This window comes from Pseudomonas sp. SJZ079, from assembly GCF_007993865.1.
Classification (GTDB): Bacteria; Pseudomonadota; Gammaproteobacteria; order Pseudomonadales; family Pseudomonadaceae; genus Aquipseudomonas.
The window spans coordinates 48,381-60,677 of record NZ_VIUH01000013.1 but is presented as its reverse complement, the minus strand read 5'-3'; the positions used below and the strand labels follow the sequence as shown (position 1 = coordinate 60,677).

General features: G+C 58.4%; 7 protein-coding genes and 2 pseudogenes. All 9 read left to right on the top strand.

Annotated elements, in window-relative coordinates; translation table 11 throughout:
• Nucleotides 1-137 precede the first annotated feature (137 nt).
• The 9 genes and pseudogenes from FBY03_RS13385 (at nucleotide 138) to FBY03_RS13350 (ending at nucleotide 12,213) form a co-directional block, all read left to right on the top strand.
• Entirely contained in the window at nucleotides 138-1,205 is a 1,068-nt protein-coding gene (locus FBY03_RS13385) for a 4-oxalomesaconate tautomerase (RefSeq protein WP_147172871.1), read from the top strand.
• 103 nt (nucleotides 1,206-1,308) lie between these two features.
• The gene (locus tag FBY03_RS13380) at nucleotides 1,309-2,634 is read left to right on the top strand and encodes an OprD family outer membrane porin (RefSeq protein ID WP_178090658.1); all 1,326 of its coding nucleotides are present in this window, start codon (nucleotides 1,309-1,311) and stop codon (nucleotides 2,632-2,634) included.
• 129 nt (nucleotides 2,635-2,763) lie between these two features.
• Nucleotides 2,764-3,747, top strand: a complete 984-nt coding sequence (locus tag FBY03_RS13375; protein ID WP_147172869.1) for a tripartite tricarboxylate transporter substrate binding protein — start codon at nucleotides 2,764-2,766, stop codon at nucleotides 3,745-3,747.
• Nucleotides 3,748-3,797: 50 nt separating this feature from the next.
• Nucleotides 3,798-4,256 (top strand): tripartite tricarboxylate transporter TctB family protein, encoded by a 459-nt coding sequence (locus FBY03_RS13370; protein WP_371920775.1) that lies wholly within the window; start codon nucleotides 3,798-3,800, stop codon nucleotides 4,254-4,256.
• A 3-nt stretch (nucleotides 4,257-4,259) separates the two neighbouring features.
• Entirely contained in the window at nucleotides 4,260-5,771 is a 1,512-nt protein-coding gene (locus tag FBY03_RS13365; protein ID WP_147172867.1) for a tripartite tricarboxylate transporter permease, read from the top strand.
• 58 nt (nucleotides 5,772-5,829) lie between these two features.
• A complete protein-coding gene (locus FBY03_RS13360) occupies nucleotides 5,830-6,795 on the top strand; it encodes a D-2-hydroxyacid dehydrogenase family protein (RefSeq protein ID WP_147172866.1) in 966 nt (321 codons plus the stop codon).
• 265 nt (nucleotides 6,796-7,060) lie between these two features.
• A pseudogene (locus tag FBY03_RS23500) lies at nucleotides 7,061-7,780 on the top strand (cache domain-containing protein); the annotation flags it as partial.
• A gap of 363 nt (nucleotides 7,781-8,143) precedes the next feature.
• Nucleotides 8,144-8,638, top strand: a pseudogene (locus tag FBY03_RS23495) (methyl-accepting chemotaxis protein); the annotation flags it as partial.
• A gap of 1,094 nt (nucleotides 8,639-9,732) precedes the next feature.
• Nucleotides 9,733-12,213 (top strand): bifunctional diguanylate cyclase/phosphodiesterase, encoded by a 2,481-nt coding sequence (locus FBY03_RS13350; RefSeq protein ID WP_147172865.1) that lies wholly within the window; start codon nucleotides 9,733-9,735, stop codon nucleotides 12,211-12,213.
• Nucleotides 12,214-12,297: the final 84 nt, after the last annotated feature.

Sequence of the window (12,297 nt, the reverse complement as noted above, 5' to 3'; positions counted from 1 at the left end):
CGATCCGCAAGGTACTGCGAGGACATTAATGCGTTTACAGCAATAAACGCAACGATATATGCAATGTACAAAACAAAGCTATCCGCTCAATATTTGTCCCACGCAACAAATAACAGCTTTATTGCAGCGGAGACATCATGCAAGCCATTCCTTGCGTTCTTATGCGCGGCGGTACCTCAAGAGGCCCCGTGTTCCTCGCCAACCACCTGCCAAGCGATACCGCGCAGCGCGATGAGCTGCTGCTGAAAATCATGGGCTCGGGGCATGAGTTGGAGATCGATGGCATCGGCGGTGGTAGCGCGCAGACCAGCAAGGTCGCGATTGTCAGTACCTCCAGTCACCCGCAGGCGGATGTCGACTACCTGTTCGTCCAGGTAATGGTGACCCAGCGTCGTGTGGATACGGCGCCGAACTGCGGCAACATGCTCTGCGCCATCGGTCCATTCGCCATTGAGCATGGCCTGGTCAATGCCGCAGCGCCGGTCACCCGGGTGCGCATCCGCAATCTCAACACCAATACCCTGATCGACTCGGAAGTGCTGACGCCCAACGGCCGGGTGCGCTATGAGGGCGACACCTGCATCGATGGCGTGCCCGGCAGCGCGGCGCCGATCAAGCTGACCTTTCTCGATGCCGCCGGGGCCAAGACCGGTCGTCTGCTGCCTACCGGGCAGGTGCGCGACTGCTTCGACGGGGTCGAGGTGACCTGTATCGACATGGCCATGCCGATGGTGATGATGCATGCCGAGGCAATGGGCAAGACCGGCTACGAAAGCCCCGCCGAATTGGATGCCGACAGCGAGCTGCTAAAGCGCCTGGAAAGCATTCGTTTGCAGGCCGGGCGGGCCATGGGGCTGGGCGACGTGTCGCAGATGGTTATTCCCAAGCCGGTGCTGCTGTCTCCTGCGCGCAATGGCGGCGCGCTCAACACCCGCTACTTCATGCCGCATAACTGCCACCGTTCCCTGGCCGCCACAGGCGCCATCGGCCTGGCCAGTGCCTGCGCACTGCCGGGCAGCGTGGCCCACGACCTGGCACCGGTCAACGGCGCCACTCTGGTCAGGCTCGAGCACGCTGGCGGGCAGATAGAAGTGTCGCTGGAGCCGGCCGCAGGCGACTCGCCCGAGGCCATGCGCGCTTCGCTGATCCGCACCGCACGCCGCCTGTTCACCGGAGATGTCTACGTGCCCAGCACACGCCGGTAAACACCGGTACACGCGAGCCATTCAAAGGCGGCTGACGCCTGACCTGGCTACCCCAGACTCGACCCGGCCTTGGCGGGGTCATTATCCGCAACGGAGAGTATCGATGCGTTCCAATAAGAATAAGATCACCCTCGGGCAGACCGCGGCGCTTACCGCCAGCCTGATTTTCCCACTCAGCGCCATGGCCCTGGACACCAGCGGTCACTCTCTGGAACTGAAGGCGCGCGGCATTCACTTCGATCGCGACTTCGAAACCGACAGCAGCGATCGCACGCAGTCGGCGTTGGGCTTGCAGCTCAACTACGAGTCGCCCTATTTCGCCGATGTGATCGGCGTCGGCGTCTCGGGCTACAGCGTCAACAAACTGGATAACAGCGGCAGCAACAAGGCCGACGTGCTCTCGGTCGACAACAACGGCGAGGTCCAGGACTCCTTCGGTCAGGTCGCACAGGCCTTCGTCAAGTTCAAGTATCAGGATCTGGCCACCGCCAAGCTCGGCCGCCAGCTGCACAAGACCATGCTGCTTTCCAGCTCGGGTAGCCGCGCCGTGCCAAACACCTTCTCGGGCGGCAGTTTCCAGGTCATGCCGCTCAAGGGTCTGAGCCTGTACGGGGCGCGCTATGACCAATGGTCGTCGCGCTCGGATAGCTCCTTCGAGGATTTCAAGACCGACAACTCTGCCGATGGCGCCATCGATTACATCGACAACTTCGGCGCCAGCTATGTGGCTGGCCCGTTCAGCCTCAACCTGGAGCACCTGCGGGCGCAGGATTTCCTGAAGAAGACCGGTCTGGTCGCCTCCTACAACTTTATCCTGGGCAACCAGTCCAGCCTCAAGCTGACCGGCGGCATCCACACCTCCAGCGATGACGGCAAGCTCTTCGTCACCGGCTCCGAAAGCGCCGAGTTGGATGACGAGGATGTACTGGGCGCCATCAATGGCGTGACCGAGAGTGACAACGACGGCCAGGGCATCTATCTCGCCGCCAACTGGAAGCTGGACAACGTGGAGCTCGGAGCCGCAGTGGCGAAGTTCGATGGCGCCTGGATCGAGGACAATTTCGCCGGCGACCATGGCACCAACCCATTCCCGACCGGCGGGGTGCTGGCAGACTTCAGCAACGACAACGAACAGGTCTGGATGCTCTCTGCGGGCTACGACTGGAAAGACTACGTCTCTGGCCTGAAGACCGTGGTCAGCTACAAGGACGGTAGCGATGCCAAGAACAGCGCCAACGCGGCCCTCGGCGAAGCGGACGAGAACGAATTGGCCTTCGACCTGACCTACCAGGTTCCTGCCATCAAGGGCCTGGCGGTTCGTTACACCTACCTCGACTACCACTCGGACAAAACCGGCCGTCTGGATGGCGTGAAGGAAGACGATACCGACCACCGTTTCTATGTCGATTACACCTATCGCTTCTTCTGATCGAGACTGCCTGAAACCAGGCTCCTGGCTGGGAGCCGACAAACGTCACTTGACTCCCAGCCCAATCGTGGCGTGCTGGTAACACTGCGCCCAACTCCTGCAAACAAATCCAAAAACAGGAACGCAACCATGCAACCAATCACCCTCAGCAAACTCCTGCCCCTCGCCTGCGCCTTGATGCTCGGCAGCCTTAACGCTCAGGCCGGCGAACCGTCGCGCCCCGAGTGCATCGCCCCGAGTAAGCCCGGCGGTGGTTTCGACATGACCTGCAAGCTGGCCCAGGCCGGTCTCAAGGATCATGGCCTGCTGGAATCACCGATGCGCGTCACCTACATGCCCGGCGGCATCGGCGCGGTGGCCTATAACGCCATCGCGGCCAATCGCCGCGACGAGTCGGGCACCCTGATCGCCTTCTCCGGCGCCTCGTTGCTCAACCTGGCCCTGGGTAAGTACGGTCGCTACGACGAAAATTCGGTGCAGTGGTTGACCACCATCGGCACCGACTACGGCACCCTGGCCGTGCGCGAGGATTCGCCGTTCAAGACCCTCGACGATGTGGTCCAGGCGCTGAAGAAAGACCCCAAGAGCATTACCGTCGGTGGCGGTGGCAGCATCGGTGGCCAGGGCTGGGCGAAGATTGCCCTGCTGGCCAAGGCCGCTGGCGTCGATCCCCGCGAGCTGCGCTATGCGGCCTTCGAAGGCGGTGCCGAGCACTACATGGCGTTGATGGGCAAACACGTCGACCTGGTGACCGGCAGTGCCAGCGAAATCCGCGCGCAACGCGGCAACAAGATCCGCGCCCTGGTGGTCTACAGCGAGGAGCGTCTGCCGGGCGACCTGGCATCCGTCCCCACCGCCAAGGAGCAAGGCTATGACATTCAGTGGCCGCTGATCCGTGGCTATTACATGGGCCCGGACGTGAAGCAGGAAGACCTCGACTGGTGGAAAGCGGCCTTCGCCAAGCTGCAGAACTCCGAGGAGTTCCAGCAGTACCTGCACGATCGCGATGTGCTCCCGCTGAATGTCACTGGCCAGGCGCTGAACGACCTGGTGAAGAAGCAGGTTGAAGATTATCGCAAGCTGGGTGAAGAGTTTGGCCTGGTCGCCGAGTAAATCCATCGACGGTGTGGACTGCCCCTAGGGGCAGTCCAGCCAGGAGCAGAATGATGCACGATCGTATTTTTGCAGGCGTTAACCTGCTGATCTGTGTGGCTTTGATGGCGTTGGCCTGGGGCTATCAGGCCCCCTTCGCTTACGAGCCCGTGGGGCCGCGTGCCTATCCCTTGCTGTTGTTATCACTGCTTGTACTGGGTGCGCTTTACCAAGTGTTAAAGCCAGCCAAACAAACCGAGGCCAGGGAAGAGCCGCCGCTGAATCGCCAGGTAATCCGCAAGATTGCGCTCTGTATCGCTGCGATGGTGACCTACGCGGCCTTGTTCGATGTGCTCGGTTTCATCCTCAGCAGCGCGCTGTTCGCGGTCGCCATGGCTTATCTGTATGACGCAACCCGCGTGCAGAGCATTGTCGGCGGCATAGTAATCGCCGTAGGGCTCTATCTGCTGTTCGACTATGGCCTCGATGTGCCTCTGCCACTCGGCATGCTCGCGAAACTGGGGAGCTGATCTATGGACACTATTCATTATCTGGGCCTCGGCTTCGGCGTGGCCCTGACACCCTACAACCTGATTACGGCTTTTTGCGGCACCCTGATTGGCACCATCGTCGGCCTGCTGCCTGGCCTGGGTCCGGTCAACGGCGTCGCCCTGCTGATCCCGATTGCCTACGCTCTCGGCCTGCCGCCGGAAACCGCCTTGATTCTGCTCGCGGCGGTCTACCTGGGCTGCGAATATGGCGGGCGTATTTCCTCGATCCTGCTGAATATTCCTGGCGAAGCCTCGGCGGTGATGACCACGCTCGATGGCTACCCGTTGGCCCAGCAGGGCAAGGCCGGCATCGCCCTGTCGATTTCGGCCTGGAGTTCGTTTATCGGCGGCACCATCGCGACTATCGGCGTGGTGCTGTTCGCCCCCCTGCTGGCCCGGTGGGCCGTGGCGTTCGGACCTGCGGAATACTTCGTATTGATGGTGTTCGCGATCACCTGCCTGGCCGGCATGGCCGACAATAAACCGCTGAAAACCGCCATTGCTGCATTCATCGGCCTGGCCTTGTCCTGTGTCGGCATCGACGCCAACAGCGGTGTGTACCGCTTCACCTTCGGCAGCCTGGGTTTGGCCGACGGCATTCAGTTCATCGTCCTGGTGCTCGGCCTTTTCAGCATCAGCGAAATCCTGGTGCTGCTGGAAAGAACTCACCATGGCCACAAGGCGGTTAAAACCACCGGGCGCATGCTGTTCAACCTCAAGGAAGGTGCCTTCGTACTGGCTACCAACCTGCGCAGTGGTGTGGTCGGTTTCGTCCTGGGCGTGTTGCCTGGCGCCGGGGCGACCCTAGCCAGCGCCGTGGCCTACATGTCCGAGAAGCGCATGGCGAGCAAGGACAACCAGTTCGGCAAGGGTGACCTGCGCGGCTTGGCCGCCCCGGAAACCGCCAACAGCGGCGCGGCCTGCGGTTCCATGGTGCCGATGCTGACCCTCGGCGTACCCGGTTCCGGCACCACTGCGGTGATGCTCGGCGCGCTGACGCTGTACAACATCACGCCCGGCCCGATGCTGTTTCAGAACCAGCCCGAAGTGGTCTGGGGCCTGATCGCCTCGTTGTTCGTCGCCAACGTTATGCTGCTGGTGATGAACGTGCCGATGGTGCGCATCTTCACCCGCATCCTCGCGGTACCGACCTGGGCGCTGGTGCCGGCGATTGCCATCATTACCTCGATTGGCGTGTATGCGGTGCATTCGACCACCTTCGATCTGTTCCTGATGATCGGCATCGGTGTCTGCGGCTACATCCTGCGCAAGCTGGACTACTCGCTGTCTGCAGTGCTGCTGGGCTTTATTCTCGGCGGTGTGATGGAAGACAATCTGCGCCGGGCGCTGTCGCTGTCCAATGGCGAGTTGGGCATCCTCTGGGGCAGCCCGATTACCCTGGCAGTCTGGGCGCTGGTAGGGCTGATGCTGGCCTATCCGATCTTCCGTGCCGTGCGCGCACGCAAGCGCGCCCAACTGCTCATCGCCGACTGATCCCTTCCCTGTCAGTGAGGACTTCAAGGGCGAGCGTATCGCCCTTGATGACATAAACATGCATATCGTAATTCCCGACGACTACCAGCACGTCATCCGCTCGCTCGACTGTTTCTCCCTCCTCGACGGCCTTCAGGTCAGCATTTATCACGACGCACAAAAGAACCCGAATGTGCTGGCGCAACGCTTTCGCGACGCGGACGCCCTGGTACTGACCCGCGAACGGACAAGCATCGGCGCGCAGTTATTAACCCAGCTGCCAAGGCTCAAGCTGATCAGTCAGACCGGTAAGACGGGCGTGCATATCGACCTCGACGCCTGTACCGCCCAAGGTGTTGCGGTGATGGAGGGGCGTGGTTCGCCCATCGCGCCGGCCGAGCTGACCTGGACGCTGATTCTCAATGCGCGGCGACAACTGATACCGGCGATCCAAGGCCTGTACGCGGGGCACTGGCAAACCAATCTCGGTGAGCGCCTGTACGGGCAGACCTTGGGTATCTGGGGTTACGGCCGGATAGGTCAGCGGCTGGCTCGCTATGCCCAGGCCTTCGACATGTCCGTACTGGTCTGGGGTAGCGAGACCGCGAGGGACGCGGCGGTACGCGACGGGCATCGAGCCGCGGGCTGCAAGCAAGCCTTCTTCAGCGACGTCGATGTGCTGAGTCTCAATCTGCGCCTGACCGAGAGCACCCGGCATGTGGTCACCGTCGACGATCTGCTGCAGATGAAGCCCAGCGCATTGCTGGTCAACACCAGTCGCGCGGAACTGCTCGCTCCAGGCGCCCTGCTCCAGGCGTTGAGTTCCGGGCGACCCGGCTATGCGGCACTGGATGTACTGGATGACGAGCCGATCCTGGACCAGGCGCACCCGCTGCTCAATCACCCGCGAGTCCTCTGTACCCCGCACCTGGGCTACGTCGAGAAGCACAGTTATGAACTGTATTTCGGCGATGCGTTCGCCAACGTGCAGGCCTTCTTTCGCGGCGACCCTTGCCAACTGGTCAAGCCGGCGGCAATGCAGTAGCGACTGCCCAACCCGGCCACGAAGTAGCGAGAAGACCTACTGCGCAGACTGAGCTGCAAGCACGGTGTGGATGCTCAGCACTGCGACTGTATGGCCATCTGCCTTAGACCTAAATCGATAGCGAATGCTATCGGGCATTTGCCTCTGCTAGGAGAAAGCCAGCTTGAATCTTTCATTCAAGATAAAAATACTGCTGCTTGCTCTGGTTCCGGTGCTGCTGTTCGCGGTTGTCTTGAGCGGTACGGCCAGCCGGGTATTGCTCGGCATGGCCGAGAAGGAAGTGGCTGAAGCGCGAGAACGCCTGTTGCAAGAGAGCCGTTCACGCCTGGTCGATTACGCCAATATCGCCAGAAGCCAGCTCAGTCCGCTGTATGAGCTGGCAGCCGAGGGTGACATGCAGAGTCGAGCGCAGGCTGTGCGTCTGCTCTCTTCGATCAAGTATGGCGAGGACGGCTACTTCTTCGGTTACGACAGCAATGTGGTGCGTATTTTCCGCGGCGACAGCAGTGAAGGCGTGGGCACCAACATGCGCGAGCGCAAGGACAAGAACGGCGTGTACCTCAACCGCGACATGGTCGCCGCGGCGAAAGACGGCACGCATTTCATCAACTACTCGGGCGCAGTGGTGGGCACCGACCAGGTGGTACCCAAGCTGGCCTATGGTTTTTTCCTGCCCAAATGGGACTTGGTGGTCCTGACCGCAATCAACCTCGACGGCATCGAGTCTCAGGTGGCCCAAGTGCGCCAGCGAATCGAACAACGAATCGAGGGCATCATCGGCAGCATTGTGCTCGTGGCGATCATTCTGATCGTTGCTCTGAGCCTGCTAGCGCCGTTCATGGTCAATGCCTGCCTACGTCCTTTACGGCAGATCAAGGCCAGCCTCGATGAGATTGCCTCTGGCGAAGGGGATCTGACCCAACGCTTGCCGCTCACCGGCCGGGATGAAATCGGCCAACTGGCCAGCTCGTTCAATCACTTCCTCGATACCATTCATGCGCTGGTGCGGCAGATTACCGAGATTACCGCGGAGCTCACCGCCAGGGTGGCCCAGGTTACGGCGCAGGCGCAGCGCTACGAGCAGGCGATGCTGCAGCAGAGGCAGGAAACCGATCAGGTCGCCACCGCCATCAACGAGATGTCCGCCTCCGCACACGAGGTAGCCGCCAGCGCACAGCGCGCGGCGGATGCTGCCCTGCAAGCCGATCATCAGGGCCTGGAGGCAAAATCTGTAGTGGATGGCAGTATCAAGCACATTCATGGCCTGGTTGCCGATATCCAGACCAGCAGCGGGTCCCTGGATAGCTTGCAGACTGAGGTTCTGTCGATTTCCAACGTGCTGGATGTGATTCGCTCGATTGCCGAACAAACCAATCTACTGGCACTCAACGCCGCAATAGAGGCCGCCCGCGCCGGTGATGCGGGTCGCGGCTTTGCAGTAGTCGCAGATGAAGTAAGAGCACTGGCTGGCAGAACTCAGAAAAGCACCCAGGAAATCCAGGAGATGATCGACCGCTTGCAGAGTGGCACGAAAAACGCGGTTGCGGCGATGGGCAAATCCAGCGACGCCGGTACAAATGCTAGTGAGCAAGCCAACCAGGCCGAACGTTCGTTGGCCACCATTGCCGATCTGATTGCGACCATAAACGCCATGAATGCGCAGATCGCCTGCGCTGCCGAAGAGCAAACCTCGGTGGCAGAAGAAATCAATCGCAGTGTGCAGCAGATCGCTCAGTCGGTTGATCGGGTTGCGGATGAAGCTTTACGCAGCACTCGGACGGTCAATGACCTGAACACCTTGGGCAGCCGCCTCGGAACATTGGTGCACAAGTTCAAGGTTTGAGGTGTTCAACTGCAGGGAACCTGTTCCCCAGCGGGTAAGCGCTACCGAGCGGAAGGATGCGGGCAGTCCAAATAAATAAGATGCTCTGTGCGTCTGCTTGGGGTCCAGGTTGTGTGAAAACGCATGCGCCGTTTTGAAGTCTGCGTTGCTACGTAAAATCTGCCAGCGTTTGGTTGGTCAGCAGACCTGAACTTTGCGCAGGAACGCGATTTTGATTGCGGTTCTGACTGTCAGACTCGCTCTAAAACGTTTTCACGCGCTCTGATCCGGGAGCAGTCGATGATTAGAATAATGGCAGATCAGTGGCTATGCTTGGATTGCTGTCGAAACTGATCGGGTAGTCCGAGGGGACAGGTGGAAATGACGCGCAACGCGCCCTATGTCGCCCGACTGTTTTGCGTGAAGCATTCGGCTCAGGGGAGTAGATCCGCCGCGACACCCTGGAAGAAATGGAACAAACCCTGCACCTGCAGACGCAGGGTTTGGACTAGATTTGAGGGGATCACTCAGGATCGAATCGACTTTCACTACAGTAAGACCGGGCACTGCGAAAACGCGGGGACGTATCTCACGCCAGAGCATGCGGATCATGGTCTTCGTGCTCGCCAGCAGCGCTGAGCGGGCTGAGCGGGCTGAGCGGGCTGAGGAAATTGGAGGTAGAAGAACATCTGGCAGAAGTGATTGCTGGCGCTCAGTGCTAAAGCGGAATGCTGGGAAACAGCAAGAAAATCGCTGCCTGAAACATGATGTCAAACCCAACAACGGACACTGATTTCATTTTATTGCCAAAACCATGAGGAGAGCGCTTCCGAAAATAAAAAAGTCTCACTGCGGAAATTAAATTACTACATGCGTTGTTTAGTGGCGAACAATAGTTAGCTTGACGCGTATTAAACGTATAGGTTCGATTGCTATTGTTTGCCTCGGGAGCTTCCGCTTACGAAACGCCACGTGAGCCCAGAACAGCGAATGCGGTTAGCTCATGTTAAGTACAGCTGATTCTCTGTTTTAGCGTGTCGGCAGCATAGGTTATGTGGTCTTCGAAAATCAGTTTTATTGGCCCATTTAGAGAAATTGTATTTGGAGACCGTGAAATGGATTTTTTCAAAAAGGAAAGTGCCGCCCAACACAGCATGCTCGCCAGCCCAGAAAACCCGCGCGCAAAAAAATGGCACCGTATGTATTTTTTCCTTGCGGGTTTCGACGTTTTGGTTGTCGTGCTGAGCGTGCTCTTGAATCACCAGATTGTCGACACCTATCACCGTTCCATCAAGGCCAATCAGTCGTGGGTCCAACAACTGTCGAGTTATTCAACGCTGGGCAGTTTGGCCTCCGAAGTCAATGCACCGGGCAACAATGTGTTCGATACCCATAATGTCGAAACCGAATCACACAACATGAGTGAAGCGCTGCGCGCCTTCAACGAGCATTTGGCAATGGCCAAAGAACAGTTACAAACTCGAATTGCCAATCAAGTTGAGCACAGTGCAGCGATACAAAGCTTCACTCTTGCATTAAAGGATGAGGTGGGCGCAGTCGACGCGGCGATGGTCGAAATGGTGAACGAGGCCTTGCTAATATTTTCCTACTTCCGCAAGGACCAGTCGGACAATGCCGGCAAGCGCATGGCAACAATGGATAGGAGGTATGCCAAGTTGCTCGCCTCACTCGCGACTGTGCGAGCGCGCGTCGGCCTAATTCAAGGCAAGCTTCTAGAGGAAGAGTTGGAGTCTGTCGAAGTACTGCGTCGGATCGATTATGCAATCATGGCGTTCGTGCTACTAATGGTCAGTGCGGCCGTTGCTTACGGGAGTAAGATCAGGCGCGAGATGGAATCGCATGCAGCCGAAAGGGAAGGCTATCTTGCAGAACTGCGCGAAAGCGAAAAGCAGTTCCGCCAACAAGCCTCGTTGCTGGACAAAGCCCAGGATGCCATTGTCGTTCATGGGATGGATCACTGCATTTTGTATTGGAACAAGAGCGCGGAACGCCTCTACGGCTGGTCAAAGGAAGAGGCACTCGGCAAATCGGCGCAGGAGTTAATCTACCAAGGCCATGCCGCTTTCATTGCGGCCACTAATAGTTTGATAGAAACGGGGGATTGGGTTGGTGAGGTAACACTTCGACGCCAGGATGGCTGCACCATCACACTCGAAAGCCACCGAACCTTAGTGCGAGACGATAGTGGCCAACCGCAGTCTGTTCTGTCGATTGATACTGATATCACTCACCGCAAGTCAGCCGAGCAAGAGGCCAAGCGTTTGGCCTTCTACGATCAGCTGACCGGACTGGCCAACAGGCGACTTATGCTGGACCGATTACAGCATGTGCTGGCGGGCAGCGCCCGCAGCCTACATACGAGCGCGGTAATACTTATTGATCTAGATAACTTCAAGGCGCTGAATGACACGTTGGGGCATGACAGGGGCGACATGTTGCTGCGACAAGTTGCTCTGCGCCTCTCCGGCTGTATACGCGAGAGAGACACCGTGGCCCGCCTGGGTGGAGACGAATTCGTGGTCTTGCTGGAAGATCTTAACGAGAACCCACCAGAAGCAGCTGTCCAGGCCAAGGCTATTGGCGAGAAAATTCTCAATTCACTGAACATTTCCTACCGTCTGGATGGCTATGAGCACCATAGTACCCCCAGCCTCGGCATTGCCCTGTTCCAGGGCCAGCTAAATACAGTGGACGATATTATGAAGCGCGCTGACCTGGCGATGTATCGCGCCAAGGCGGCGGGCCGTAACACCATGCGCTTCTTCGATCCGGAAATGCAGGCGGTTGCCACGGAACGCGCCAGGCTGGAAGCAGACTTACGCCAGGGTTTGCAGAGCAAGGAACTGCTTCTTCATTTTCAGCCACAGGTGAATAGTGAGGGCCGTGTCATAGGTGCGGAGGCACTTATGCGCTGGCGACACCCTGAACGCGGAACCGTATTACCGGCTGAGTTCATTTCGTTGGCAGAGGAAACAGGACTGATTCTGCCGTTAGGCCGCTGGGCGCTGCAAACCGCCTGCGCTCAGTTGGTAGCCTGGTCAAATCATCCGGAAACCGCCCGACTGCATATGGCGGTAAACGTCAGCGCCCGCCAGTTTCACCATCCGGACTTCGTTGATGAGGTGCTGGCAGTATTGAAATACACGGGTGCCGATCCGAAGAAGTTGAAACTTGAACTGACCGAAGGCGTGCTGATAGAGGATATAGAAAATACCATCGCCAAAATGGTCAAATTGAAAGAGAACGGCATAGGCCTTTCCTTGGACGATTTTGGAACCGGTTACTCGTCGCTGTCTTATCTGAAGAGTCTTCCGTTAGATGAACTTAAAATCGACCAGTCCTTCATCAGGGATGTGCTGATTGATCCTAACGATGCGGCGATCGCCTGCGCAATTGTAAGCTTGAGCCAGATTTTAGGTCTTGCGGTGATTGCAGAAGGTGTGGAGACAGAGGCTCAGCTTACCTTTCTGGTCGATCATGGCTGCCAAGCCTACCAAGGCCATCTGTTTTCCCCAGCACTGCCCGCCGAACAATTTAAGCAATTTGTTCACGAAAGATTGGTGGCCGAACACTGACTCCCAGCGGACCAAGACTGAATTGCCCAGGCTTCGTAGATACCTGGGGACGTCCATTTCTGGTCAATTTGCGCCGATCATGAC